Origin of the sequence: Flavobacterium endophyticum, from assembly GCF_003634455.1 — a bacterium.
In the GTDB taxonomy this organism is placed as follows: domain Bacteria; phylum Bacteroidota; class Bacteroidia; order Flavobacteriales; family Flavobacteriaceae; genus Flavobacterium; species Flavobacterium endophyticum.
In genome coordinates, this window is sequence record NZ_RBLC01000001.1 from 2,101,543 (window position 1) to 2,127,501 (window position 25,959).

The 25,959-nt window shown below is 40.3% G+C and carries 23 protein-coding genes; 17 read left to right on the plus strand and 6 right to left on the minus strand.

Features of this window, described 5'->3' with window-relative positions; genetic code table 11:
- Nucleotides 1-40 precede the first annotated feature (40 nt).
- The 5 genes from CLV94_RS09410 (at nucleotide 41) to CLV94_RS09430 (ending at nucleotide 7,097) form a co-directional block, all read left to right on the plus strand.
- Entirely contained in the window at nucleotides 41-1,987 is a 1,947-nt protein-coding gene (locus CLV94_RS09410) for a transglutaminase domain-containing protein (RefSeq protein WP_121376132.1), read from the plus strand.
- Between the two features lie 42 nt (nucleotides 1,988-2,029).
- Entirely contained in the window at nucleotides 2,030-3,259 is a 1,230-nt protein-coding gene (gene aroA / locus CLV94_RS09415; RefSeq protein ID WP_121376133.1) for a 3-phosphoshikimate 1-carboxyvinyltransferase, read from the plus strand.
- A gap of 177 nt (nucleotides 3,260-3,436) precedes the next feature.
- Nucleotides 3,437-4,486, plus strand: coding sequence for a tRNA preQ1(34) S-adenosylmethionine ribosyltransferase-isomerase QueA (gene queA / locus CLV94_RS09420; RefSeq protein WP_121376134.1), 1,050 nt, complete (start codon nucleotides 3,437-3,439; stop codon nucleotides 4,484-4,486).
- A gap of 177 nt (nucleotides 4,487-4,663) precedes the next feature.
- Nucleotides 4,664-5,944 (plus strand): kynureninase, encoded by a 1,281-nt coding sequence (gene kynU / locus CLV94_RS09425; RefSeq protein WP_121376135.1) that lies wholly within the window; start codon nucleotides 4,664-4,666, stop codon nucleotides 5,942-5,944.
- Between the two features lie 61 nt (nucleotides 5,945-6,005).
- Entirely contained in the window at nucleotides 6,006-7,097 is a 1,092-nt protein-coding gene (locus CLV94_RS09430; protein ID WP_121376136.1) for an agmatinase family protein, read from the plus strand.
- Nucleotides 7,098-7,146: 49 nt separating this feature from the next.
- Here the strand turns inward: CLV94_RS09430 and CLV94_RS09435 are convergent, their stop codons facing one another.
- Nucleotides 7,147-7,794 (minus strand): NAD(P)-dependent oxidoreductase, encoded by a 648-nt coding sequence (locus CLV94_RS09435; RefSeq protein ID WP_121376137.1) that lies wholly within the window; start codon nucleotides 7,792-7,794, stop codon nucleotides 7,147-7,149.
- 190 nt (nucleotides 7,795-7,984) lie between these two features.
- On the opposite strand from CLV94_RS09435, the gene CLV94_RS09440 reads away from it, so the two are divergent.
- The 10 genes from CLV94_RS09440 to CLV94_RS17050 all read left to right on the plus strand — a co-directional run bounded on the left by CLV94_RS09440 (nucleotide 7,985) and on the right by CLV94_RS17050 (nucleotide 18,451).
- A complete protein-coding gene (locus CLV94_RS09440; RefSeq protein ID WP_121376138.1) occupies nucleotides 7,985-8,539 on the plus strand; it encodes a Crp/Fnr family transcriptional regulator in 555 nt (184 codons plus the stop codon).
- A 50-nt stretch (nucleotides 8,540-8,589) separates the two neighbouring features.
- Complete coding sequence (locus CLV94_RS09445) at nucleotides 8,590-9,144, plus strand: DinB family protein (RefSeq protein WP_121376139.1); 555 nt, start codon at nucleotides 8,590-8,592, stop codon at nucleotides 9,142-9,144.
- A 161-nt stretch (nucleotides 9,145-9,305) separates the two neighbouring features.
- Entirely contained in the window at nucleotides 9,306-10,025 is a 720-nt protein-coding gene (locus CLV94_RS09450; RefSeq protein WP_121376140.1) for a DUF4377 domain-containing protein, read from the plus strand.
- Between the two features lie 247 nt (nucleotides 10,026-10,272).
- Nucleotides 10,273-10,992, plus strand: coding sequence for a hypothetical protein (locus tag CLV94_RS09455; protein WP_121376141.1), 720 nt, complete (start codon nucleotides 10,273-10,275; stop codon nucleotides 10,990-10,992).
- Between the two features lie 207 nt (nucleotides 10,993-11,199).
- Nucleotides 11,200-11,769: a helix-turn-helix domain-containing protein gene (locus CLV94_RS09460; protein WP_121376142.1), complete on the plus strand. Its 570-nt coding sequence runs from the start codon at nucleotides 11,200-11,202 to the stop codon at nucleotides 11,767-11,769.
- Nucleotides 11,770-11,856: 87 nt separating this feature from the next.
- The gene (locus tag CLV94_RS09465; RefSeq protein ID WP_121376143.1) at nucleotides 11,857-13,356 is read left to right on the plus strand and encodes a serine hydrolase; all 1,500 of its coding nucleotides are present in this window, start codon (nucleotides 11,857-11,859) and stop codon (nucleotides 13,354-13,356) included.
- Between the two features lie 835 nt (nucleotides 13,357-14,191).
- Nucleotides 14,192-17,245, plus strand: a complete 3,054-nt coding sequence (locus CLV94_RS09470; RefSeq protein ID WP_121376144.1) for a S8 family serine peptidase — start codon at nucleotides 14,192-14,194, stop codon at nucleotides 17,243-17,245.
- Between the two features lie 72 nt (nucleotides 17,246-17,317).
- Nucleotides 17,318-17,764, plus strand: a complete 447-nt coding sequence (locus tag CLV94_RS09475) for a protease complex subunit PrcB family protein (protein ID WP_121376145.1) — start codon at nucleotides 17,318-17,320, stop codon at nucleotides 17,762-17,764.
- A gap of 31 nt (nucleotides 17,765-17,795) precedes the next feature.
- Entirely contained in the window at nucleotides 17,796-18,056 is a 261-nt protein-coding gene (locus CLV94_RS09480) for a hypothetical protein (protein WP_121376146.1), read from the plus strand.
- Nucleotides 18,057-18,256: 200 nt separating this feature from the next.
- Entirely contained in the window at nucleotides 18,257-18,451 is a 195-nt protein-coding gene (locus CLV94_RS17050; RefSeq protein WP_170148769.1) for a hypothetical protein, read from the plus strand.
- Nucleotides 18,452-18,503: 52 nt separating this feature from the next.
- Here CLV94_RS17050 and CLV94_RS09490 read toward each other — a convergent pair whose 3' ends face one another.
- Nucleotides 18,504-19,382 (minus strand): T9SS type A sorting domain-containing protein, encoded by an 879-nt coding sequence (locus CLV94_RS09490; RefSeq protein WP_121376148.1) that lies wholly within the window; start codon nucleotides 19,380-19,382, stop codon nucleotides 18,504-18,506.
- A 300-nt stretch (nucleotides 19,383-19,682) separates the two neighbouring features.
- On the opposite strand from CLV94_RS09490, the gene CLV94_RS09495 reads away from it, so the two are divergent.
- Complete coding sequence (locus CLV94_RS09495) at nucleotides 19,683-21,026, plus strand: FAD-dependent oxidoreductase (protein WP_121376149.1); 1,344 nt, start codon at nucleotides 19,683-19,685, stop codon at nucleotides 21,024-21,026.
- A 76-nt stretch (nucleotides 21,027-21,102) separates the two neighbouring features.
- Here the strand turns inward: CLV94_RS09495 and CLV94_RS09500 are convergent, their stop codons facing one another.
- From CLV94_RS09500 to CLV94_RS09515, 4 genes are read right to left on the minus strand one after another with little or no spacing between them, the layout of a single operon-like run.
- Entirely contained in the window at nucleotides 21,103-22,371 is a 1,269-nt protein-coding gene (locus CLV94_RS09500) for an NAD(P)/FAD-dependent oxidoreductase (protein ID WP_121376150.1), read from the minus strand.
- Nucleotides 22,372-22,412: 41 nt separating this feature from the next.
- Nucleotides 22,413-22,775, minus strand: a complete 363-nt coding sequence (locus CLV94_RS09505) for a cupin domain-containing protein (protein ID WP_121376151.1) — start codon at nucleotides 22,773-22,775, stop codon at nucleotides 22,413-22,415.
- Entirely contained in the window at nucleotides 22,775-23,143 is a 369-nt protein-coding gene (locus CLV94_RS09510; protein WP_121376152.1) for a DMT family protein, read from the minus strand. The genes CLV94_RS09505 and CLV94_RS09510 overlap by 1 nt, the downstream gene beginning before the upstream one ends.
- Before the next feature lies 1 nt (nucleotide 23,144).
- Nucleotides 23,145-24,668 (minus strand): helicase HerA-like domain-containing protein, encoded by a 1,524-nt coding sequence (locus tag CLV94_RS09515; RefSeq protein WP_121376153.1) that lies wholly within the window; start codon nucleotides 24,666-24,668, stop codon nucleotides 23,145-23,147.
- A 450-nt stretch (nucleotides 24,669-25,118) separates the two neighbouring features.
- Between CLV94_RS09515 and CLV94_RS09520 the strand changes: the two genes are divergently transcribed.
- Nucleotides 25,119-25,949: a MotA/TolQ/ExbB proton channel family protein gene (locus CLV94_RS09520; protein ID WP_121376154.1), complete on the plus strand. Its 831-nt coding sequence runs from the start codon at nucleotides 25,119-25,121 to the stop codon at nucleotides 25,947-25,949.
- The last annotated feature ends 10 nt before the right edge of the window (nucleotides 25,950-25,959 follow it).

Sequence of the window (25,959 nt, forward strand, 5' to 3'; positions counted from 1 at the left end):
GACAAAATAGTATAGTTAACCATCAATAGGACGCAACAGAATGAAAAAGAGCTTTCTGATAATCAGTATCTTCTTGTTTGCCGTATGTGCATTTGGTCAAAAAAAATACGAATTAGGGAACGTTACAATTGATGAGCTCAAAGAAAAAGTACATCCTAATGATACAACAGCAGTAGCAGCTATTCTATTTAAAAAGGGGAAAACCTATTTTGATCTTGACTTTTTAAATTGGACTATCACTACCGAAGTTGAGCTGAAAATTAAAATTTACAAAAAAGAAGGCTATGTCTTTGCTGATCAGCAGATACAATACTATAGTGGAGGAAACCAAGTTGAGGTTGATTATGATAATGTAGCGACCTATAATCTGGTTGGCGACAAGATTGAAAAAACCAAATTGAAAAAAGACGGAAAATTCACCGAAGAAGTCAATGGAAGCTATAGCAATAAAAAAATTACATTACCAAAAGTAAAAGAGGGCAGCATAATTGAATATAAGTATACGATCAAAACGCCTAATTTTATCACTTTTGATGATTGGTATTTTCAATATCCAATTCCTGCCAATCATGTTGAATATTTAGTAGCGATGCCCGATTTTTTTTCTTATAATACCTATATAAAAGGAAATTTAACCATTGATAAGACTATTCCAGACATTCCAGCAAGAAAAGGAAAAAGTTTTAGTGAAAAGAGGCGCTTGTATTCTGTAGATAATGTAAAGGCGTTTAAGGCAGAAGCGTATGTGAATAATATTGAAAATTATATTCCGACGTTACAAATGGTGCTGGCTTCGGCAAATATATCAGAAGGAGTAGTTAAGTCCTATTCTACTGATTGGGCTTCCGTTGCCAAGAATATATATGATGCTGAAAGTTTTGGAGGAGAAATAAAATCCACATCTTATTTTCAAAAAGATCTTGATTTATTATTACAAAATGTCACTTCAAATGACATGAAAGTAAACATGATTTTTAATTACGTTCAGGCCAAAATGAATTGGGACAGGACAAATGGCTATTTTAGTCATGTTGGCGTTAGCAAAGCTTATGCTGAAAAAGTTGGGAATGTGGCAGAAATCAACCTGATGTTGATAGCAATGCTACGATATGCTGGGATAGAAACGAATCCTGTTCTAGTCAGTACGCGATCTAACGGCATTGCTTTGTTTCCAAATCCGTCAGCGTATAATTATGTTATTGCTGCCGTTGAACTTGTTAATGATCAATTACTTTTGCTAGATGCGACCACAAAAAGTGCAGTGCCAAATATCTTGCCTGTTGAAGCGCTCAATTGGAAAGGAAGAATGATACGGAAAGATGGAACGTCTATTGAAGTCGACCTTATGCCTAAGATGAGTTCCAAGGAGATTACTAACGTCATGGCTTCTATTGAGGCAGATGGAAAAATAATTGGGAAAACGAGACAGCAATATTATGATTATAATGGGTATGTTTTTCGAGAGCATTTTTTAACCCTGCCGAAAGATAAATATCTTGAAGAAATCGAAAAAATGTACAAAGGAATAGAAATTGAAGAATATTCGACTGCTAATGACATTGATTTGTCTAAACCATTAATAGAAAATTATAACTTTACACATAATAATATTGTTGAGAACATAGGCAGCAAAGTCTATTTCTCGCCCATGCTTTATTATGCAAGGACTGAAAACCCATTTAAGGATGAAGAGCGTGAATTTCCTATCGATTTTAATTATCCTCATCATGACAAACATTTCTTTACGATCAGTATACCTGATGGCTATGAAATAGAATCGCTTCCTGCACCTATTGCTCTTTCGATGGAAGAAAACATAGGGTCTTTCAAATACAATATTTCGCAAGCAGGACGGCAGATTCAGTTAACAACCGTGTTTGAAATTAATTATTCAAATGTCTCGCCCGAGTTTTATGACACGATAAGAGATTTCTACAAAAAAATGATAGAAAAGCAGAACGAAAAAGTAGTGCTTAAAAAAGTATAAGACTCACAAAAACAACGAAAAGCTCAAGTAGCATAGTAACAAATGAATCTAGTTTTAAACCCTGCCATCTGCAATCCGAAATCTGAAATTTCCATAACAGGATCGAAGTCAGAAACCAACAGGCTGTTGCTGTTGCAGGCGTTATTTCCAAATATTGTTCTAGAGAATACGTCAAATTCTGATGATTCCGATGTAATGGCAGAAGCGCTTAACACAAAAGATTCAGTCATCGACATACATCATGCAGGTACCGCCATGCGTTTCCTGACAGCTTATTTTGCAACCCAAGAAAACCGCGAAGTGGTCCTTACAGGTTCTTCAAGAATGAAAGAACGTCCGATCAAAATTCTGGCGGAAGCGTTGCGACAATTAGGAGCTTCGATTTCGTATGAAGAAAAACAAGGCTTTCCGCCGATTCGAATCAAAGGAAGAAAACTCTCCAAAAGCAGAGTCTCACTTCCCGCAGATATCAGCAGCCAATATATTTCTGCACTGCTATTAATCGCACCAAAACTTGAAAATGGACTGGAACTTCTATTGGAAGGAAAAATAACATCGGTGCCTTACATCAAGATGACGCTGGCTCTGTTAGAAGAAATCGGAGTCAAAACTAAATTCCAAGAAAACACAATTACAATACTGCCAAAGTCACCAAATGGCGAACCACATACCTTGACAGTAGAATCCGATTGGAGCTCGGCATCGTATTACTATTCGATAGTGGCTCTCGCCGCAATTGGCACAGAAATAAAACTTTCCAGCTATAAGAAAAATAGTCTTCAAGGCGATTCGGCTCTGGCAGAAATTTATAAAAATTTCGGGGTAAAGACTAGTTTTGAAACGAACTCGGTTACTCTTCAAAAAATTGAAAGCCATAACACAAATACGCTGGAATTAAACCTGAACGATTCTCCCGATATTGCACAGACGATTGCTGTAACCTGCTTCGGACTAGGAATGCCGTGCTATTTGACAGGGCTGCATACTCTTAAGATTAAGGAAACCGACCGACTGGAAGCATTAAAATCAGAATTAGAAAAGCTCGGAGCCAAGATAAAAGTAACAGACGATTCCTTGCAATTAGAAACTTCAACCGAAATAAATCCAAATGTTTCAATAGCAACGTATAACGATCATAGAATGGCAATGGCTTTTGCGCCTTTATCGCTAAAAGTTCCTATAATTATAAAAGAAGCAGAAGTCGTATCAAAATCGTACCCAGACTTTTGGGATGACCTAAAAAGTATTGGTTTTCAAATAAAAGAGTTATAACAATCCCAATGTTTATAGGCCTCAGCACTTTGCAAGTTGGGCGCTTTGCAACTTTCTGATTAAATAAAAGCCAAAACACTTGACAAGGCCTATCGCGCAATCGTATATTTGCACCCGGTCTGAAATTTAGCCTTCAGTAAGAACCTAAGTTTTCATACCTCAAATCTAAATTCTATTATGAAATTATCACACTTCAATTTCAATTTGCCAAAAGAGCTTTTAGCAGAATACCCAGCAGAAAACAGAGACGAGTCTCGCCTGATGGTCGTAAACAGAAAAACTAAAACCATCGAGCACAAGATGTTCAAAGACGTAATCGATTATTTCGAGGAAGGTGACGTGATGGTATTGAACAATACTAAAGTTTTTCCTGCCAGATTGTACGGAAATAAAGAAAAAACAGGAGCCAGAATTGAAGTTTTCTTGTTGAGAGAACTAAATGCAGAACAAAGATTATGGGACGTTTTGGTTGACCCAGCACGTAAAATCAGAATCGGAAATAAATTATATTTCGGAGATGACGATTCATTAGTAGCTGAGGTAATTGATAATACAACATCAAGAGGAAGAACATTGCGTTTCCTTTATGACGGTTCTTATGAAGAATTCAGAAACAAACTGACAGAGCTTGGAGAAACTCCAATCCCAAAATACATCAACCGCGAAGTAACTCCAGAAGATGCGGAGCGTTACCAAACTATCTACGCAAAAGAAGAAGGAGCCGTGGCAGCACCTACAGCGGGACTGCATTTCTCAAAACACCTTTTGAAGAGATTAGAAATCAAAGGAATTGACTTTGCAGAAGTAACACTTCACGTAGGATTGGGAACCTTCAACCCAGTTGAAGTAGAAGATTTGTCAAAACACAAGATGGATTCTGAAGAGTTGAAAATCACTCAAGAAGCTTGCGATATCGTTAACGAAGCCAAAGCGAAAAAGAAAAAGATATGTGCCGTAGGAACAACATCCATGCGTGCTATCGAAAGTTCGGTTTCTTCTGCAAAAACATTGAATCCGTATGATGGTTGGACAAACAAATTTATTTTCCCTCCACACGATTTTAGTATTGCTGACTGCATGATTACCAATTTCCATACGCCAAAATCAACACTTTTGATGATGATTTCAGCGTTTACTGGTCACGACCTGATGAAGAAAGCATACGAAGAAGCGATCAAAGAAGGATACAAATTCTATTCGTATGGTGATGCGATGCTGATCCTATAATCAGTACTTCCTTATACAAATCAAGATCTCGTCAGTAATGGCGAGATTTTTTGTTTTACAGAATTGTTTTGCCTGGCGATAAATCCGCAATATCAGTTCCAATCTGCGCGTCCTATCCCAAAATTTTTCCACACTCAATCTTTTTTCCTATTTTTACGACCATTAAAAAAACAACCAATGACCTTTCAAAATACCCGTGAATTCGCACAAGAACTAGATTCGCAAGACAAACTGCACCACTACAGGAACGAATTTCTTTTCCCACAAGTAAATGGTAGAAAAGTAATTTACTTCACAGGAAACTCCTTAGGACTGCAACCAAAACGAACAAAAGCGTATGTAGACGAAGTGATGGATGATTGGGCAAAGCTGGCTGTCGAAGGCCATTTTTATGCTGAAAAACCTTGGTGGGATTATCACGAAAGATTTGCGGCACCTTTAAGCAAATTAGTAGGCGCGCTTCCTTCCGAAGTCACCGTAATGAACACCTTGACCGTAAACCTCCACCTTTTGATGGTTTCGTTCTACAGGCCTACAGAGAAAAAATATAAGATACTCTGCGAATCAAAAGCCTTTCCGAGCGACCAATACATGTTTCAGAGCCAAGTGCGCTTTCACGGATTAGATCCAGAAGATACCATCGTAGAATTGCATAGAAGAGAAGGAGAACACAACATCCGATTAGAAGATGTCTTAGCCAAGATCGAAGAGATCGGAGACGAATTGGCCTTGGTATTGATCGGAGGCGTAAATTATTATACCGGACAAGTTTTTGACATCAAGACCATCACCGAAGCAGGACACAAGGTCGGCGCTTATGTAGGCTGGGATTTGGCGCATGCTGCCGGAAACATAAAACTTGAATTGCACGATTGGGATGTAGATTTTGCAGCTTGGTGCAGTTATAAGTACATGAACTCCGGACCTGGAAACGCGTCAGGATGTTTTATACACGAAGACCACCACGACAATTATGAGCTGAATCGTTTTGCAGGATGGTGGGGCCACAACAAAGAAAGACGCTTTTTGATGGAACCGAAATTCTCGCCAGAAGCAGGAGCGAATGGCTGGCAGATCAGCAATCTTCCGGTATTGACATTGGCGCCCTATCTCGCATCGGTAGAAATGTTTGCCGAAATCGGAATGGATGCCCTGATTGAAAAAAGAGACAAGATTACCTCGTATCTCGAATTTATCCTGAAAGAAATAGACAAAGAAGTCAGCAGCACTTTTGAGATCATCACGCCTGAAAACCCTGCAGAGAGAGCCTCGCAGCTATCCGTATTCCTGCACGGAGAAGGACGCTCGTTGTTTGACTACCTTATGAAAAACGGAGTCATAACAGACTGGAGAGAGCCGAATGTAATCCGATTGGCTCCTGTGCCATTATACTGTTCTTTCGAAGATATGTATGAATTCGGTCAGATTTTAAAAGAAGGAATCCAGTCACACAAGTAATAGATATAAAATTCGTTGCAGTTAGCGCTACTTCGCCAATTGCACGCCCAAAATATACATCATGACAAAAGAACAAATAATTAAAAACTTTGACCCGAGCCAGCCAGGCTTGGCAGACGCAAGCATTTTCGGCCTTCCTTTTTCGGCAGAAGACAGCGAAATCATTATCATTCCAGTGCCTTGGGAAGTAACCGTAAGTTATGGAGCAGGCGCATCAGAAGGTCCAGAAGCGATTCTTGATGCCTCTTTCCAAGTAGATTTGCACCATCAAGAATTTCCAGAATTATGGAAGCTCGGCATCTATCTTGACCAGAATGAACAGACAGAGAAATGGGCCGCAGATAGCGCCAAATACAAAGGATTGGCACAGCCGATTATCGAAGCTTTAGAAAACGGAGAAGTTATCGAGAGCCTGCCGGCGCTGCAGTCGGATTTAGACAAGATAAACAAAGTCTGCAAAGATCTTAAGGACGAAGTAAAAGAACGCGTGCTTTATTGGACAAAAAAAGGCAAAAAAGTAGCACTTTTGGGCGGCGACCACTCTACACCATTAGGCTATTATGAAGCTTTGGCTACACAGCACAATGAATTTGGACTGCTGCATCTTGATGCCCACATGGACTTACGGATTGCCTATGAAGGATTTAAATATTCTCACGCTTCCATCATGTATAATGCCTTGCAGTTGCCGCAGATTACCAAAATCGTACAAGTTGGTATCCGTGATTTCTGCCAGCAAGAAGTAGAAACGGCTTTCGAGCAAGGAAACAGAGTCTTGGTGCATACTGATATGGATTTGAAAGCAGAAGCCTATGTCGGAAAGACATGGGAACAGCAATGCGACGCTATCATTGCCACGCTGCCACAAAAAGTAGCCATCAGCTTTGATATCGACGGAATGTATCCTTGGTATTGTCCCAATACGGGTACCCCTGTACCGGGCGGATTCTCTTTTGAACAAGCGGCTTATCTTTTGAGCAAGCTAGGCGAAAGCGGTAAAGAAATTATAGGTTTCGATTTGGTAGAAGTTGCGCCAGGCGATGATGATTGGGACGGAAACGTAGGCGCACGCATGCTTTTCCACATGTGCGGCGTTTTGGCCAAGAACAACGGCTTGAACATTGGGCAAAAAATCAAATTCAATAGGCAGTAATCTTCCTAAAATAAAAAAAAACAATGGACCTCAAAGGGCCCATTGCTATTTAATAAGCATTAGCAATAAAAGGTGCTTTCCTGATAAAAGTGCTATCCGATAGCTGGTCTATAAGAAAATGGGCCAGATTGGTAGCGCTGATCTTGTCACCCGGACAATCTTCTAAGCTTACGTTTATCGGACTCCTTTCCTCGGTCTGATCAATTTGCGGTAGCCGTACCAAGGTCCAATCAATTTCGCTGGCCGCCAACATTTCATACTCCAGCTGCTTGTTGGCTGTCGAGACCGGAAAGTTTTGGTACATCCAGTCGGTTGCAAAAGCCGTCTTTTCCCCTTTTTTATCTAAAGGAGTATTCACGTTCAGTCCCGTCGTTACGATATAACGATGGGCGCCTTTTTCCTTCATGGCTCGAATGATGGTATCTGTAGCTTTGCTGAAAAGCGTCGGTTCGCTTGGCGGAATTCCGAGTCCTAATGTGCTTAGTACCGCTTCACATCCTTCTAACAGCTGGCAGACAGCGTTAAAGTTTGTTACGTCTCCCTCGATAATTTCTACAAGAGGATTGCTAGTCTTAAAATGGGCAGGGTTTCTTAGGAGAAGCTTAAACGGAATGCCTTGATGGAGTAATGTACTGACGAGGTATTTGCCAGATTTTCCGGTGCCGCCGATCACGGCAATTTTTATATTGTGTTTCATTTTGTTCTTTATAAAATTATTGAAAATAGTATCTTAGTCCTGATGTATCTGATACAGACAAACAAGACAAGCAGCAGCCTATGGCTTTTGCAGAAACGATTTATTATTTTATAAAGAGATTTTGATGCGGTAAATGTAGGAACTTATACCAACAATTCAAAAAACTTTTTGGCAATAGAAAATACAAGTCATGGAAAATCAAGAAGATGCCATCAAGTCGGTGGCTATAGTGAATAAGATAGCAATCGGCAGCCTGTTTGAAAAAACGATAACGGTCGAAAGAAACCAATTGGTGAAGACAGGCGGCAGTACCGATACTAACATCTATTTTGTTCAAGACGGCAGCCTTCGAATTTTTGTCACAGACGGAGAGGAGGAACGCGTTATCCGTTTCGGCTACCAAAACAACATCATCGTTGCGCTCGATTCTTTTCTCACCGAAAAACCTTCAGATTTCTATATACAAGCTATCAAAAAGACAACCCTAAAAGTCATCTCTAAAAAAACATTCATGGACTTCATCAGCAAAGAACCTGAAAATCTTACGCTTTGGGCCGAAATCCTTGAAGACCTTGTCCTGCAGCAGATCGAAAGAGAAAAAGACCTGCTGACGCATTCGCCAAAAGAACGCTATGAAAGAGTACTGAAACGCAGTCCGCAGCTCTTTCAAGAAATACCCAACAAGCATATTGCAAACTACCTTCGCATGACGCCGGAAACATTGTCGAGGCTTAAAAAATCTTGAGTTCGATCAAGAATTTCTAAACCAAGGCTGCGGAACTTTGCAGAAAAAAGATGAAAATAAAAACACAGCAGCTCCTGCAAGAACTTACGACCCAAGTACAAGAACATCTGGCGTATGCAACGTCGCTCCTCGCACAAACAGACGAAGAACTCAACAACAGGATAGCGCCCGATAGCTGGAGCGCCCTAGAATGCATCGAACACCTCAATCGTTACGGCAATTTCTACCTACCCGAAATCGAAAGGCGGATCTATCAATCGCAATCAAAACCCGAGCCCGAATTCAAGAGCGGCTGGCTGGGCAATTATTTTGCAGAGAGCATGCGTCCGAAAGCAAGACTCAATAAAATGAAGACTTTTGCCAAAATGGATCCTATTTACAGCAAGCTGGACAAGTCGGTTTTAGACACTTTTATCAAGCAGCAGCAACAGCTTTTACGATTGTTGGAGAAGTCGGGGAGTATCAGCCTGAACAAGACCAAAACCAGCATCAGCATCACAAAACTCATCCGGCTAAAATTAGGAGATACCTTTAGATTCCTCATTTACCACAACGAAAGGCACATCCAGCAGGCCAAAAGAGCCGTCGAAAGTACTCGTGCTTAAAAGTGTATAGCTGTTTGGAATTCAGACTCTTAAATAGGTGACGGCAGACGTTCAAAACAAAAAATACTTTCCGTATCTTTATGATAAGAATCAATGGCACAGAGTTTGCAAACCCCTTGCCGATCTTGTGATTTCACGCAAGTCAGTAAAATAACAGCTATATGAATACTTTTAAAAGCACAGAAAAGATGAAAACAATCTTCAACCTAAAAACAGCCGTTTTGCTAATCGGCCTTGTTTTTTTTGCAACCCATGCGAATGCAAAAACTATCCGAATGACAATCAAAGAAGAATTGGCCAGCTGCACAGGAGTAGCCCCGCAAAGCTGCTTTCAGGTCAAATATAAAAAAAGCAAAGATTGGGAACTGTTCTACAGCCAGATTGAAGGATTCGATTATACGCCAGGTTACAGGTATGTGATAGATGTCATCCAGACCAAAAGAAAAAATGTTCCTGCCGATGCCAGCAGCTATACCTACACGCTCAAAAGAGTCGTAGAAAAAAAACAGATTGGGGAAAAAGGAGCAGATGCGTGGACCTTTATCACCAAACACAAATGGAAAGTCATTCAGATCAATGGTGCAGAACCGTCAGACACTTCAGCCTATGTTACTTTTCCGGCTGATATGAAAACGATGAACGGCTTTGGAGGCTGCAACAGGATTTTTGGAGGCTATGAACTCAAAGAGAACACCATAAAGTTTAAAGGAATAGCAAGTACATTGATGGCTTGTGCAGACGAGAACAAAAACAAGCTAGAAGGGACTCTGCTAAAGATGCTAACAGATAATACGTTTACGTATGATGTGGCAGACCAGACGTTGAACTTTTATCAAGATAACAAGTTGGTATTGATGTTTGGAAAAGCGCCTTTAGACTAATAGACTTTAAAATAAAAAATACGATCTCCTATAGCGCTAAGTTGTTATAGGAGATTTTTTATATTAAAGCCGCGTGCTATTATATGACGCTTCCACATTATAGTAGTACAACTCATTGTAAAATTGTTTAAATATTTTAAATTATTTTTTTGTTTTATGGGAAACCGTAAATATCTAGTTTGAATAAGATGTATTTTTGTTGTAAGTACTTGTATTACAGTGTTTAAAAATATAAAATTTCAATCATATGAAAATTAAAATTTTACTTTTTTGTCTTTTCTTATCATTAAAAGGGTCTTCTCAAAAAACAGCTACAAACACTGTTACTCAGACTTATTTTGAAGGCGCGAATATTGTCGTTCTCGCCAGCCAGATTTTGCCATCACAAGTAGACCCAGCTATTAGCGCTTTTGAAGTCAAATTTCTTGATTATGCAGATAATAAAATAAAGTATTATGATGCTCCAATTGTGCCTAAAGGCTATATTTCTATTACAACAGAAAAGCATACATGGCCAATAAAAAATTGCGATTTTATGCCAATTTCAATAATTACTATTCCTTTCAAAGTAAGACCCTCTATTCAAAAACGAGAACTTTATGCAAAAGCTGATATTAAGAACATTGGAATCTATTACCCCTTTCAAATTGCTACTAATAAAAGATTATGGTTTGATGGAAAGACGACAGAGCATAAATTTTCGTATGGTTTGATGATTGCGCCAATGGTTGAAGAGTTAAGTGATAAAAACACAAACAATCATTATCAAGACCCTTTGAAAACTGATTCGACTTTAATGTTGTCAACGTCATTAGCTGGAACATACACATATCAAGCTATAACATTTTCAATTATTCCTTTAGGGGTTGATATGGCGATAAATTCAAATGGAAAAAACTGGGTGTATAATGGTAAATATTGGTGGGGATTTGCGATTGGTTTAGACACTAAATTATTTGGATTTTAAATAAATTCGAACGCAATTTCCAATCCGTGCCTCAAACAAACAAATTCAAACCACAAGCAATAACAAAACCCTTTCCTCAACAAAGGGTTTTTATTTGCATCTTTCCCAAATCCAAAATCTCCCCTCCTAAATCCAAAATCTGCCCTCACAAATTTTATGCTCATTTACCTAAAGTTAATTATATTTAGTGGCGCAATTACACAACAGATGCCAACACTAAAACGTATAAGAGAACAGCAAAACCTGACCCAAGAAGAACTTTCCGAAAAGTCCGGAATTTCCGTTAGGACCATACAGCGAATCGAAGCCGGAACATTACCTAAAGGCTATACGCTCAAAACCTTAGCAAAAGTTCTAGAAATCCCAGAAAGCGAATTGCTGGACAAAAAGACAAAAACAGAAACAATTGGCGGCGAAAAAGCAGAAATCAAACAAGAATCGGTTGCAATCGACTATTCAAAAATCAAGCTGGTCAATCTTTCCTCCCTGCTGTTTGTCGTGCTGCCGCCCTTAAATATTTTGGTGCCGCTTCTTTTGGCCAGTATCCTAAAGCAGAAAAATCCGCTGGTAAAACAGATTGTTTCCGTCCAGATTCTTTGGACGATTTTAGCGCCTATTGTTTTTATGCTCGGTATCTTTCTAAAACTCGGAGGCAAGTTTACTTTAGGGCTGATAATCTGCATCGTACTGTCAAACCTGTTTATCATCCTGCGTAATGCGGCCGAAATCGACAGGCACCAAAAACTCTATTTTAAGTTGAAATTCAATATGTTGTAAGCCTTTCGGGTATTTGTCGGGTTTTTGACGGGTTAATTTTTAGGCGCCTATAGCAGTAAAAACTAATCTTTGCCAAAAACTTTAGCAATGATACGATTCCTTTATTTTTTATTCCTTTTCCTATTCGCTTTGCCGCAAAAGAGCCAAGCCCAGGTCGAAAAAACAAGCGAGCTCTATAAGACGATTATGTCCAAAGACAGCCTGCTGTTTAATATTGGCTTCAATACCTGCGACATCTCCCAGTTTGAAAACTTGATGAGCGAAAACTTAGAATTCTATCATGACATAGGCGGCAGGTCTGACAAAAAGAAATTCCTAAAAGACTTTGAGTCCGGACTATGCAACGATCCCAAAAACTTTCAGGCCCGAAGAGAATTGGTGCCCCAAAGCACAGAAATCTATGCCCTTTATGACAGAGAGAATCAAGGCAAGATATACGGAGCGCTCCAGATAGGCGTGCATCAGTTTTTTGAAAAACAACCCTCACAGCCCGAAAAGTTTGGCAGTTCGGCAAAATTCAGCCATCTCTGGCTTTTAGAAAGCGGCGAATGGAAGCTGTCCAGATCCTACAGCTACGAACATGTCAACAAGCAATTGCAGACGTCGGAAGTACCTGCCTTCGACAACGATGCCGTCATCGAAAAGTGGCTCAAGGAAAATAAGGTACCCGCTCTTGGCCTAGGAATAATCGAAAACGGAAAGCTCAAGCAGGTAAAAGCCTTTGGCGAAATCAAGGCAGGCGTTGCCGCTCCCTACAATACGATTTTTAATGTGGCTTCCGTAACCAAGCCCGTAACGGCCATGGTCGCATTGAGATTGGCCAGCCTAGGGAAATGGGACTTAGACAAGCCAGTCTACCACTACTGGACCGATCCTGATATTGCCAAAGACCCAAGACACAAACAAATCACCACCCGACTCCTCTTGAGCCATCAAGCCGGCTTCCCGAATTGGCGCTTGGCCAATGCCGACAAAAAATTAAGTTTTCTGTCCGACCCCGGAACCCAATACCAATATTCAGGGGAAGGATACGAATACCTGCGCAAAGCCTTAGAAAACAAGTTTCATAAAACCTTGCAGCAATTAGCATCCGAATTGATTTTCCTGCCCCTAAAAATAAGCGAAACCAGCTACGTCTGGACTAAAAATACCGACGCGTCACGATACGCCACCGGCTATGACAAAGAGCTAAAGCCGTATGAGATAGAAAAGAATACAACACCCAACGCGGCCGATAACCTGTTGACGACTATCGAGGAATATGGCCAATTGCTTACCGCTCTAATGGACGGAACGTTGTTACCTGAAAATATTTTTAAAGAAATGGTTACTCCGCAAATCGCAAGCGAAAAAGGCAAGCACTTTGGTCTAGGGTTCGAAATCTACGATCTGGGCCATGGCGACTATGCTCTTGCGCATGGAGGAGCCGATCTAGGCGTCAGGGCCATCGTATTTATCTTGCCGAAAACAAAACAAGGCCTGCTGATTTTTACGAACTCCGATATAGGAGGCAGCTTATACGAAGCTTTGGTAAAACACTATCTTGGCACATCAGGAGAAACGATTGTGAATATTGAGACGAAATAAAGCTGGTTTTAATAAAATCGGTGTCATCTGCGTGCAATAATTACATCCCTTAAGTTCTTATTGGCACATCTCATGTTCTTATTGGCACTGCTCAAGTTCTTATTGCTACATCTTAAGTTCTTATTGGTCCCCTCTTTAACTTTTCAGCGTTCCCAATTTCCTGATTTTGCTTTCTTGTTCTCTGCTTTAGGGATGCTTTTTTATAAACAGCAAACCTTATTGGGATTTCGCCGCTGTTTTTGTAGAAAGTCCCTGTTTGATTTTAATAGGAGAGTTTCGAAAACAGCTGCAAACTACACTTGGGGCAGCATCGTCGTTATTTTAAAACTAAAAAAGCAGCAATTGGTTGTGTTATTTTTGTATTATAACCTATTGTAAAGTAATGGGTTGTGTGTTTTTTTCTTTGAGGAAAAACGTAATTCACTCCTTTTTTTGGAACCGATGCGAAAAAAAATAAAAAAAATTTAGTCCCAAGAAAAGAACCAGCAGAAAAGATAAAAATCTAAAGAAAGACGGGCGTTGCTGCCGGTCTTTTTTTGCTTTTAAAGCCTAAAAAAAGAACACCAATAGCCCTTATTTTTAGAAAAAAACAGCACGATGGGGAAAATCGTAAGGATACGGTTTTTAGCTATTGTAAATTCGGTAAACCTATTGAAGTTTAAATAGTTGCATGTTTTAAACGGTTATATACGGAGCTACCACCTCCACATAACAGTATGGCACACTTATTAAACATACCCACTTTTCTACAGATGAATTTAAAGTCTATTCATCCGCCATGAACTATGGCCCGATTTAGCATGCCTAAACAATTATTAATCTAAACTATGAAATCATGAATAATAAAATTTACATACTACTACTCGCATTTTTCTTGGGCGCTGTTGGAATGAATGCCCAAAACGGCTATTTTTATTATTATAAAGACCAAAAAATTGCCCTCAATCTAGATCGGAAATTCCTGAACATAAATACTTCAGAAGATTTTCAGAAATCCTCCCTCGACGGATTAAAATTTAAAGACGTTACGCTGCAAGACGACAGTTCTACCGGAGAGCGCCAAAAGTTTGGAAAGCTGGAATTCCAGTCGGAACCATCAAGCGCCGACTTTGACAAGGCCATAAGCGACCTAAGAAAAATCAAAGGAATCAAAAGCGTTTCCCTCTTTTTTAAAAGACCTCAGGCAGCGTCTATCGGAACATCCAGCCTTTTTTATGTCAAGCTGAAAGACGATAGAGGTTTTGAACTGCTCAAAAAGACTGCTTCCGAAAACAAAGTGAAGATCGTAGAGCAGATTCAAGGAATGCCTTTATGGTATATCTTGGCAGTAGAACCAGACAACCAAAGCACTTCGCTGCAAATGTCCAACCTGTTTTATGAAACTGGACAGTTTGCCGACATCGATCCTGCCTTTATGTTTAATTTCAGGTCGGTTTGTACCAATGACACCAACTTTGGAAGCCTTTGGGGACTTAGTAACAGCGCCAATCCTAACATCGATATCAATGCCTGCCAGGCTTGGACGATTACACAAGGAAGCGGCGTGAATGTAGCCATCCTTGACCAAGGAATCTACAAGACACACAACGACTTGGCTGCCAATATCTCGCCTTTGAGCTTTGATGCGCAAAGCGGTACCAGCCCTAGTGTTTTTATTTCAGGCAACAATCACGGTACTCACGTAGCAGGAACCGTTGGGGCCGTAAAAGACAACAACCTTCAGGTAGTTGGAGTGGCGCCACAATCGAAATTGATGTCAGTGAGCCACTCGTTAGGATTGGTTCCTAATGTCTCTGCACAGCTTGCTTCTGGAATTAACTGGGCTGTAGCCAACGGAGCTGATGTTATCAATAACTCTTGGGGCGACCAAGGAGGAGCTTATTATGCACAGCTGTATAGTGCGGCTCTAGAAAGTGCGATCCTTAATGCCCTGGCAAACGGAAGAGGAGGCAAAGGAACTGTAGTTGTTTTTGCAGCAGGAAACTTTGGAAGCGGCGGTCCTGTAATGGACTACCCAGGTACTTTTACAGACAATATCTTGACCGTGGGATCGATTACCTCTACAGGAGCACGTTCTAGCTTTTCGGGCTATGGAACCAAGCTTGACGTAGTAGCGCCTGGAAGCAATATTCTTTCTACCATCCCAACCAACAGTACAGGATCTATGAACGGTACGTCTATGGCAAGTCCGCACGTAACGGGACTGGTAGCCTTGATTCTTTCTGTGAATCCATGTCTTACTGGGCAACAAGTACGAGATATCATTGAAGGCACTTCTCAAAAAATTCCAGGCTTTAGCTATTCTACCACAGCCGGAAGAACCAACGGAACATGGAACAACCAAGCAGGTTATGGACTTATAGATGCTTATGCCGCTGTATTGCGTGCACAACAAATGTACTCGCCAACCGTAGACCTCTATGTGAAAGACACTCCTGCAGATCTAGGAATCGAGCCGAATACTATTTCGCCATACATGTGGGCCAGTGAAGACATCTGGGTACGAAACTATAATGACAGTGGTTTGGTGCACCAAAATCCAGATTACAGCCCTACGAATCCTAACTACGTACGCGTACGCGTAAGAAACAAAAGCTGCGTTGCCTCTTTAGGAAACGAAAAGCTGAAACTTTATTGGGCTAAAGCCGGTACTTCATTGAATTGGCCGATGAGCTGGAACGGAACCTACTATGTAGGCGGCGTGCTCATGGGCAAACAAATAGGAGCATTGGCAGGAATTACGATTCCGGTACTCCAGCCGGGACAAGAAGTTATCCTGACGTTTGCATGGAACGTTCCAAATCCTGCCGATTACGCGCCCATCAATCCAGAGCCGTGGCATTTCTGTCTGCTGACCCGAATTGAAGCCGCCAGCGATCCGATGACATTCCCAGAAACAGCAGACCTTAATCTCAATGTCAAGAACAACAACAATATTGCGTGGAAAAACGTTACGGTTGTCGATGTACTTGCTAACGGAAGTGTCGGAGGCGTTGTTGGAGTAGGAAACCCTGTGAAAGCTACTAAGAAATACTTCCTAGAATTTGTAGCCGAAGACATTCCAGACGTAAGGCCGATTTTTGAACAAGCCCAAATAACAGTCAAAATGGACGAACGACTGTACCGAGCCTGGGAAAGAGGAGGAGCTGTAGGTCGAGGATTAGTGGAAGGAAGAGACAGGATGTCAAGAATTGTCAGGGCAAACAATGCTACCCTGAACAATATCGTCTTTGAACCTAACGAATTAGGAACGCTCAACCTGACGTTTGCTTTCTTAAATGATGATATGACTCCGCAGCAGTTTGTCTACAATATTGTGCAGCGAGATGCCGAAACAGGCGATGTTGTAGGAGGCGAAACCTATTTGGTGAACAAAGGTGAAACCCGCGGCAGAAGACTTGTTGCCGATGCTGGTAACGATAAAAAAGCCGATAGAGACGAAGTCATTACATTAAGCGCAGCGCAGCTAAACGAAGCCGTAGTCTATAACTGGTACGATACCGAAGGCAACATGATCTACCAAGGAAAAGACTTTACAGTATCTGTTGAGATGGCTAAAAAATACAAGCTAGAAGTTGTAGCATTGGCAGACGGGCTTAAAGATTATGCCGAAGTTGAGGTAACGATGAATCCAAGCTCTTTAGGAGGCATTGCACCTAACCCAGCTAAAAACAATGTTACGGTATCCTATAAGCTTAATGATGCTGGCTCAGCTTACCTAACCATTATTGGAAGCTATGGCGCTAACAGAGCCTCGAACAACTACATCCTAGATGTGAAAAATTCAGAAATTAATATCGATGTCACAAATTACCCAAGCGGCCTGTATACGGTAGCCTTGGTGTGCAATGGCAAAATAGTCGATACTAAGAAGCTGATTAAGAAATAAAGAATTTTAAAACCCGTGCCCAGCACGGGTTTTTTTATTAAATTTATACCTATCATTTTAAAAATCAGGACTATGAAAATGTTTGCACTACTATTAACCGTTCTGCTTCAAGGCTGCAGCAGCGATGGCAACCAAGAGTCGCGCGTTATTGACGCGGTGCTGATTGGAAAAGGCAATCTCTATGGCAATGGTGATGAAAATATCCCAAGACAGAATGTGGTCATCTACAGCCCAGCCGATTGGAGCCTTCTGATGCAAAAGATGGACACTCGAAATCCTGTCTCGAATAGTTTTTCAGAAACAAATATCGATTTTAACGCTTTCCAAATCATTGCTGTCTTTGATGAAATTAAAGGCAACGGAGGGCATACCATAGACATTACACAAGTTGCAGAAAATGAGGCCACGATTGTTGTAACGTTACAGAATCTAAATACGGGCGGAGGGACATCGGTTAAGACACAGCCTTTTCATATCGTCAAGATTCCAAAATCAAAAAAGCCCGTTCTTTTTAGATAATCCGTTGCCATAAAGACATACCTTTGGCGGGATGAATAAATCACAATCAGCATATTGCAAAAGCCTGCTAAAAACACTACTGGCACTAACCCTGTTGCTTGGCGTTTCCTATGGTTCGGGTTCTGTAAATCTCGAAAAGCAGCCGTTTCATTCCGAAACCTCTTTTTTAAAAAGCAACAGCTCTAAGAAAAAAGCCATTTCTTATAAAAGAGCTCTTGAGCTCGGTACTTTCAATATCGAAGAAAGCAAGCCCCTTTATTCGTTACATTTCACAATGCAGCAGCTAAAGTAAAATGGGTCGAAAAACACAGGCACTATTGCTCTTTCAAATCAAAGATGCAATTCTTTAGTCCGCAAGCCATTTCCAGAAATTCAGGAGAAGATACTCCTATTTCATAATTCGCTAGGTCTCTCTAGGCCCAAATCTCTTTGAATTTTTTAATTGACAAGGCTGTTGCTGCTATTGCAATGGCTCAAAGACACGCGTAAATTATGGAAAGTTTCAAAAAAAAGTTGCGGCTTCTGGCCTATGCCATGCTGATTCTTTTGGCTTCGATGGCGGCAGGTATCGGCGGAGCTCCGCTTCCTAGGCAAGGCAGGAAAGAAGAACGTTATGATATAAAAATAGAAATGATAGATTCGAAAGAAGAAGAAACCGAATCCGAACAAATAGAAGTTAAAAAATAAAAAGCCTGCAGCACTTGTGCTGCAGGCTTTTAAGTTTGGGAGATCAGATTGCTTATTTTTTTGCCAGTTTGATAGCATTTAGCCTTCTTCCGTCAATTTCGGGAACCAGCATGTAGATACCTTGCTGCCATGCCCCAGTTTCGATGCTGATCGTTTGTCCGGCATCATTTGAAGCATAGCTTTTGTTGAAGACTTCTCTTCCGTCTATAGAAAAGATGCGCAATACGGTGCTCGTATTTCCGGCTTCGTTTAGCTTTAAAGTCAATGCCTCATTGAAGGGATTTCCTAAGACTGAAATTCTCTTTGTAAAAAGAAAATCTTGAGTGTTCAGGTCAAATCCTGTAGTGAAAATAATCTGCCAAGCATTAAGGCTTCCGGTATCTTCTTCACCGTTATCATACAAGGTCATCGTCCAGTCGCCATTGACAGCCACGCCATTCAAAAAGGTAGTCAGGTTGCACAGCGGAATATCTGTTGGATACGTTGAAGTCCCTCCAGTAGGAGCATAAGCGCCGGCTGGAATACTTTGTGCTGCGCCAGGCGTAACCACATTGATGGCTGTCGTGTTGGCGGCGTTAAAGCTCAATACGTTTCCTGTAGCAAAATCAGAACTGTCACCACAGCTGGTATCGGTAGCGGCCCCAAGTCTTTTGATTAAGGCACACGATCCTCCGGCGGGAGTTCCGAGCTCGGCCACCACATCACCTAGCCACGTATGAACTAGATCGAGATTAATTGTAACCTTTGTAGGATCTGTAATTGTTGCCGTAATAGGAACATTAAGAGAGACTGAGACGTTTCCTGCTGAATTTCCTGAGCCGCAGCTAGTTCCTGTTCCATCCGGAATCGGCGTTACCGTGTTAAACGTGTACGTCTGCGCATTTGCAATACCGCAGAATAATAAAAACAATAAAGGTAGTTTTGTTTTCATAAATAGAATATTTAAAATTAATAATAAAACTCATACCGTGATAGTTCTCTAATTGGGGTGATTTTATATTATACAGAATTGTGGCTCTTCTGCAGCTAAATATTTATTTTAAGAAATTACGATAAAGATAATGTAATTAATTTAAAATTAACAAATTACATGAATTAAATTCTGTTTATTTGTTATTTAGTGATGTTGTTTTCAATAAAGATGTCTAAAGATTAAATAAAAAATTATTTTTATAACAATTGTTATCATATTTCCCTAAATTTGATATCTTATAATTACATTCTACTCTTAATGCAAAATCCTTTAAATATTGCAATTGTAGGCTCCGGTCTGGTGGGTTCGCTGTTGGCAATATACCTTAAAAAAGCAGGCCATTCCGTTCATGTATATGATAGAAGTCCTGATATCAGAAAAATCCAATTTTCCGGACGTTCCATAAATCTTGCAATGTCGCATCGAGGCTGGAAAGCATTAGACGGTGTCGGAGTTGGGGATGCGGTCCGGGCCATTTCAATCCCTATGGACAAAAGAGCAATCCACTTAAAGGATAAGCTGAATTTTCAGCCCTACGGCAAAGAAGGCGAGAGCATCTATTCTATTTCTAGAGGAACCCTGAATCGAAAAATGATTGACTTGGCCGAAGAAGCGGGAGCCGTATTTTTCTTCGAAAAGAAAATTTGGGACGTCACACTTGCAGATGCCACTTTGCATATTGGAGAGACAGAAAGAGGAGAGTGGGAGTCCGTAAAATATGATATGGTTTTTGGTTCCGACGGAGCTTTTTCTAGGGTTCGCCATAGAATGCAGCGCCAGAGCATGTTTGACTATTCGCAAGAATTTCTTCAGACAGGCTATAAGGAACTTAATATTCCGTCAAATCCAGATGGAACGCACAGGCTTGATAAAAATTCCTTCCACATTTGGCCAAAAGGCGACTATATGCTTATTGCGCTTCCTAATCTTGACGGAAGTTTTACATGCACGCTGTTTATGCCTTTTGAAGGCGAAAATTCGTTTGCATCGCTCAAAGACAGAAAACAAGTGGAAGACTTTTTTGAAAAAAACCTTCCGGATACCATAGACGTAATTCCAAACCTGGCCGAAGATTTTTTTAAGAACCCGACCAGTACTTTAGTGACCATGAAATGCTTTCCGTGGACGTATAGTGATAAGGTAGCTTTAATCGGCGACGCTTGCCATGCTATCGTTCCGTTTTACGGACAAGGCATGAATGCTGGCTTTGAAGATATTACCGTATTGTATGAATTCATGGAAGAATTCGGCAACGATTGGGAGCGAATCTTTAAAGAATATGAAAAAAGCAGAAAGCCTAATACCGATGCCATAGCCGAACTGTCTTACAGGAATTTTATGGAAATGAGTTCCAAGACTGCTGATGAAAAATTCCTATTGCAGAAAAAAATAGAAAAATGGTTTTCAGAAAAGCATCCCGATAAATGGCTGCCGATGTACAGCCGTGTGACCTTTAGCTTGGATCCGTATTCACAAGCTTTAGAAGTAGGAGATTTCCAGAACCGTTTGATGGAAGAAGTCCTGAAAATGGACCATATCGAAGAGAAATGGAACAGCATAGAAGTAGAAGAAAAGATATTAGAATTGCTAGAAAAGAAATAAATACCGCTATAAAATAAAATTGGGATTAAAAGTTATGATAACCTTTAATCCCAAATTTTTTTATATCCTATTTCGACTAGTTTTCTACTTTCTTGGTCACAGGCTTTATCAAGACACGAAGCGTAGAATCGTTGCTGAAATAACTGAAAGCCCAGTTTACGAAAATGGTCAGCTTGTTCTTGACGCTCAAGATCAGCATCAGATGCACAAACATCCAAGTGAACCAAGCAAATCGTCCCTGGAAGCTGAAATTGGGCAGGTCGACTACCGCTTTTCGTTTTCCTATAGTTGCCATAGAGCCTTTATCGTGATATTCGTATTCCTTTCGTGGTTTATTTTTGGTCTGAAGCTTAAAGTTCTTCGCCAAAACCTTTGCCTGTTCGTTGGCAACTGCAGCCAGCTGAGGATGCCCGTTTACATATTTAGGAGTGGTCATGTAAGCAATGTCTCCAATCGCAAATACATCCTTTAAATGCTCTACTTCGTTAAATCGGTTGACGATGAGTCGGTTTCCTCTCGTGATAGACGCTTCCGGAATGCCTTCAATCTGGTTTCCGGTAACTCCTGCCGCCCAGATAACGTTTTTCGCCTCAATGGTCTCGCCGTTTTTTAGGCTGACGGTTCTTCCGTTGTAATTTTCGACTACGGTACCTGTTTTTACGATAACGCCAAGATCTTCAAGGTATTTTCGAGATGCTTTTTTTGAGTCGTCACTCATCGCATTCAAGACATTAGGAGAGCCTTCTAGGAGATAGACGGTAAGTTTGGAGAAATCCTTGTCTGGATAATCTTTCGGAAGGATGTTCTTTTTCATTTCAGACAAAGCGCCGGCCAATTCTACTCCAGTAGGGCCGCCGCCGACAATCACGAAGTTGAGAATATACTGAAGCTCTTCCGGATTTTTTGTAACAACGGCATCTTCAAAAGTCTGGAGTATGCGGTTTCGAAGCTGTATGGCTTCTGGTACAGACTTCATCGGGAAAGCGCAATTTTCGAGATTCTTATTCCCGAAATAATTGGTCTTGCAGCCATAAGCCAAGACAAGGTAGTCGTATGAAAAATCCCCGATGGAGGTTTTCAGGCACTTGTTTTCAGTCTCGACGCTCAAGACGTCTGCGATTCGGATTTTTACATTTTTGGAACGCTGGAAAACTTTCCGAAGCGGAAAGGAAATACTTGCGGGTTCTAGTCTTGCCGTAGCCACTTGATACATGAGTGGCTGGAATTGATGGTAGTTATTTCTATCGATAAGGTATACTTCGTAGTCGGTATTTTCAAGGTCTTCGGCAAGGGTCAGTCCTGCAAATCCAGCGCCTACAATTATGATTCTTTTTTTGGTTTCCATACGGGTTTCATTTGCACGTAAAGTTACCAAATAATAAGGGCTTACGCTTCTCTATTAACTTTTTCTAAAGAAAAAGCGGGCAGGCAAACAGACAGATATTCGCAAGGCTCATCAAATGGATTTGAATATTGCACTTTTGCGTTTTTTTCTATTTTAATCGATTGTCCAGCTTCTAAGATTACGGTTTCGCCTTCAATGATAAATTGCTTTTTGCCTTTTATAATATAGGTGTATTCGTCAAATTCTGGAACTTGAAAAGGCTCGCTCCATTTTGGCGGTGCTATCATGTGCGCGATGGATACTTCGGAGTTTCCATTGGTGGCGTTTCCAAAATGTTCTTTGATTAATTTTCCATCGTCTGTCGGAACGATAAAAGGGGCTTTTTGCAGGGTATATTTTTTCATTATTTTTTAAATATAAAATAGACGGCCAGTATCAGAAACATAAAACCGATAGCATGATTCCATCTGAAAGTTTCGTTTTTGAAAAAGAGCAGAGAGAAGATCACAAAAATAATAAGCGTGATGACTTCCTGGATGACTTTGAGCTGCATAAGCGAGAACGGACCGCCGTTTCCGTTAAATCCGATCTTGTTGGCCGGAACTTGGAAACAGTATTCAAAAAGAGCCAGTCCCCAGCTTATCAACACAATTGTTATCAGCCCTGCATTTTCGAACCATTTGAGTTCTTTAAACTTTAGATGTCCATACCATGCCAGTGTCATAAAGACATTCGATAAAATAAGCAGTCCAATCGTAATAAAGGCTTTCATCTTATTTTTTGAATATTTTTGTCAGTACTCCAAATACGCCTCGAATAAAAGTCGCGCTCGTAAACACCTTGATGATGCTTTTTGTAGTCTGGCTCATCGGCTCGCTCGCTTCCTTTTTTTCTTGTTTCTGTTCTTGCACTTTTTCTTCGGCTTCGGCAGCTTCTTTTTGGATGTCTTGAACTTTTTTGTTCAGCATTTCGTAAGCGCTCTCACGGTCGATTACTTCGTTATATTTTCTTACCAGTTTAGAACTGTTGTTGATTTCGCTGATTTCGTTGTCTGTCAACACGTCCATGCGGCTCATCGGCGCTCGCATCATGGTTGCGGCAAGAGGCGTTGGGATTCCCTTTTCGTTCAGGGCCGTAACCAAAGCTTCTCCAGTTCCGAGTGACGTTAGTACTTCGTCAGTTTTGTAGTATTCTGAAATTGGATAGTTTTCTGAAGTCATCTTGATGGCCTTTCTGTCATTAGCAGTAAAAGCTCTTAGCGCATGCTGGATTTTTAGTCCTAATTGCGCTAAAACAGAACTTGGCACATCCATAGGATTCTGGGTCACAAAATAAAGTCCGATCCCTTTAGAACGGATTAATTTCACGATGCTTTCGATCTGATCTAAAAGTGCTTTGCTGGCTTGGTTAAAAATCAAGTGAGCTTCATCGATAAAAATAACCAATTCAGGCTGTCCAGAGTCGCCTTGTTCAGGCATGGTATTGTATATTTCAGCCAAAAGACTCAGCATAAAGGTGGAGAAAAGCTTCGGCTTATCCTGTATGTCCGTCAAGCGGATGATGTTCACGTAGCCTTTTCCGTTTTCATCAATCCGCATCAAGTCATTGATGTCGAACGACATTTCGCCAAAGAAAAGATCGGCGCCTTGCTGTTCTAATTCGATAATTTTTCTGAGTATGGTTCCTGTGGTTGAGGTAGAAATTTTTCCGTAGTGTTCTTCGATTTCGGCTTTCCCTTCTTCAGTAATATAATTGATGACCTTTTTGATGTCTTTCAGGTCAAGCAATGGCATCTGGTTATCGTCGCAATATTTAAAAATCACAGCCACGACACCTGCCTGAGTATCATTCAAATCTAAAATCCTAGAGAAAAGGACAGGGCCGAATTCAGAAACCGTAGCGCGAAGGCGTACGCCATTCTGCTTTGATAATGTCAGTAATTCTACTGGAAATCCAGAAACTTGGTAAGGTATGTTTATTTTTGCATGGCGTTCCGTGATAAAAGGCTGTTCGATACCTGGTTTAGAGATACCGCTGAAATCACCTTTGATGTCCATCATCAATACAGGTATGCCTAAAAGCGACAGTTGCTCTGAAAGCACCTGAATGGTTTTTGTCTTTCCGGTTCCCGTAGCACCGGCAATCAAGCCGTGACGGTTTAAGGTTTTTAAAGGGATTTTTATATGGGCATCTGGCAGCGCTTCTCCATTGAGCATTGCGCCTCCGAGTATAATGCTTTCGCCTTTTGTAGCATATCCTGTGTTAATATGACTGATGAAATCTTCTTTTGAAGCCATGAGCAAAAAAATGTTTATGGTGAGTAAAAATGAACGAATGTTACAAATTTAGGATTGTTTTTAATTATTGCCACAAATTAAGCCTTAAATAATTAGGATATAGCTTTAATATCATTGAGTGTAATAAAATTATCATTATTGAGTTATAATTCAGCGCAATAAATCTAGGTTTGTTAAGTATAAAACTTAGGCGTTTTTGGTGATAAAAGCAGATAAGTAGTTTTAAACCAGTGCTCTATCCTTGTTTTTCAAACAAATTATTTTAAATTTCTTATTATTTATTCGTTAAGATTGTAATAATATATAGTTAAGACGGAATAAAAAACTGCATTTTATTTTTTTTTATCCACTAAAAATATAAATTTGTCGTTCTTATAAAATAATCAGGTAAATAATTTTATCTATTACCAAAATTAAATTCTAAAAATTAAAAAACTAAAATTAAAAAAAATGGCACAGGCATCAAACGCAAAGGTTCAAAACAACGCAGGCAGCAAAAGCTCTAACGTATTTGCAGGATTGACTATCGTAATTTGTATTCTTATCGGATATTTGGTATGGGAATTTGTAATGGGTTCTCCTTCAAACTTCCAAAATAGTAACCCAGATGGACAGCCTTTACAAGGTAACTACCTAGGGATGGTATACAAAGGAGGTTTTATCGTTCCTGTATTGATGGGATTACTATTGATGACAATCGTATTCTCATTCGAAAGATTTTTTGTTATCACTAAAGCGGCTGGAAAAGGAGATGTTGAAAAATTCGTAAAAAGCGTTCAAGGTCAAATCGCAGCTGGAGATATCCAAGGTGCATTAGATGCTTGTGACAAACAACAAGGTTCTGTTGCAAACGTTGTAAAAGCAGGTTTGATTAAATATCAAGAAGTAAAAAGAGAGAACTTTGATACTGAAAAAGCATCAGAAGTAATCCAAAAAGAAATAGAGCAGGCTACTTCATTAGAAATGCCAATGCTTGAGAAAAACTTGACTATCCTTTCTACATTGGTATCTTTGGGTACATTATTAGGATTGATGGGAACTGTATCGGGGATGATTAAAGCGTTCGCTGGATTGGCAACTTCTGGAACTCCAGACCAAGCTGAATTGGCAAATGGTATCTCTGAAGCACTTATCAACACATTGACAGGTATTACAACGTCAGCTCTTGCAGTTGTTGTTTACAACTACTTTACCTCTAAAATTGATACATTGACTTATTTTATCGATGAGGCTGGTTTTACAATCACTCAAGCTTACAGAAGAGCTACAAACCGTGACTAATTAAAATAAG

What these genes read in the sequence shown, in the direction of transcription:
- CLV94_RS09410 (WP_121376132.1), top strand. Translation starts at nt 41, where the DNA reads ATGAAAAAGAGCTTTCTGATAATCAGTATCTTCTTGTTTGCCGTATGT.
- aroA (WP_121376133.1), top strand. Translation starts at nt 2,030, where the DNA reads ATGAATCTAGTTTTAAACCCTGCCATCTGCAATCCGAAATCTGAAATT.
- queA (WP_121376134.1), top strand. Translation starts at nt 3,437, where the DNA reads ATGAAATTATCACACTTCAATTTCAATTTGCCAAAAGAGCTTTTAGCA.
- kynU (WP_121376135.1), top strand. Translation starts at nt 4,664, where the DNA reads ATGACCTTTCAAAATACCCGTGAATTCGCACAAGAACTAGATTCGCAA.
- CLV94_RS09430 (WP_121376136.1), top strand. Translation starts at nt 6,006, where the DNA reads ATGACAAAAGAACAAATAATTAAAAACTTTGACCCGAGCCAGCCAGGC.
- CLV94_RS09435 (WP_121376137.1), bottom strand. Translation starts at nt 7,794, where the DNA reads ATGAAACACAATATAAAAATTGCCGTGATCGGCGGCACCGGAAAATCT.
- CLV94_RS09440 (WP_121376138.1), top strand. Translation starts at nt 7,985, where the DNA reads ATGGAAAATCAAGAAGATGCCATCAAGTCGGTGGCTATAGTGAATAAG.
- CLV94_RS09445 (WP_121376139.1), top strand. Translation starts at nt 8,590, where the DNA reads ATGAAAATAAAAACACAGCAGCTCCTGCAAGAACTTACGACCCAAGTA.
- CLV94_RS09450 (WP_121376140.1), top strand. Translation starts at nt 9,306, where the DNA reads ATGAATACTTTTAAAAGCACAGAAAAGATGAAAACAATCTTCAACCTA.
- CLV94_RS09455 (WP_121376141.1), top strand. Translation starts at nt 10,273, where the DNA reads ATGAAAATTAAAATTTTACTTTTTTGTCTTTTCTTATCATTAAAAGGG.
- CLV94_RS09460 (WP_121376142.1), top strand. Translation starts at nt 11,200, where the DNA reads ATGCCAACACTAAAACGTATAAGAGAACAGCAAAACCTGACCCAAGAA.
- CLV94_RS09465 (WP_121376143.1), top strand. Translation starts at nt 11,857, where the DNA reads ATGATACGATTCCTTTATTTTTTATTCCTTTTCCTATTCGCTTTGCCG.
- CLV94_RS09470 (WP_121376144.1), top strand. Translation starts at nt 14,192, where the DNA reads ATGAATAATAAAATTTACATACTACTACTCGCATTTTTCTTGGGCGCT.
- CLV94_RS09475 (WP_121376145.1), top strand. Translation starts at nt 17,318, where the DNA reads ATGAAAATGTTTGCACTACTATTAACCGTTCTGCTTCAAGGCTGCAGC.
- CLV94_RS09480 (WP_121376146.1), top strand. Translation starts at nt 17,796, where the DNA reads ATGAATAAATCACAATCAGCATATTGCAAAAGCCTGCTAAAAACACTA.
- CLV94_RS17050 (WP_170148769.1), top strand. Translation starts at nt 18,257, where the DNA reads ATGGAAAGTTTCAAAAAAAAGTTGCGGCTTCTGGCCTATGCCATGCTG.
- CLV94_RS09490 (WP_121376148.1), bottom strand. Translation starts at nt 19,382, where the DNA reads ATGAAAACAAAACTACCTTTATTGTTTTTATTATTCTGCGGTATTGCA.
- CLV94_RS09495 (WP_121376149.1), top strand. Translation starts at nt 19,683, where the DNA reads ATGCAAAATCCTTTAAATATTGCAATTGTAGGCTCCGGTCTGGTGGGT.
- CLV94_RS09500 (WP_121376150.1), bottom strand. Translation starts at nt 22,371, where the DNA reads ATGGAAACCAAAAAAAGAATCATAATTGTAGGCGCTGGATTTGCAGGA.
- CLV94_RS09505 (WP_121376151.1), bottom strand. Translation starts at nt 22,775, where the DNA reads ATGAAAAAATATACCCTGCAAAAAGCCCCTTTTATCGTTCCGACAGAC.
- CLV94_RS09510 (WP_121376152.1), bottom strand. Translation starts at nt 23,143, where the DNA reads ATGAAAGCCTTTATTACGATTGGACTGCTTATTTTATCGAATGTCTTT.
- CLV94_RS09515 (WP_121376153.1), bottom strand. Translation starts at nt 24,668, where the DNA reads ATGGCTTCAAAAGAAGATTTCATCAGTCATATTAACACAGGATATGCT.
- CLV94_RS09520 (WP_121376154.1), top strand. Translation starts at nt 25,119, where the DNA reads ATGGCACAGGCATCAAACGCAAAGGTTCAAAACAACGCAGGCAGCAAA.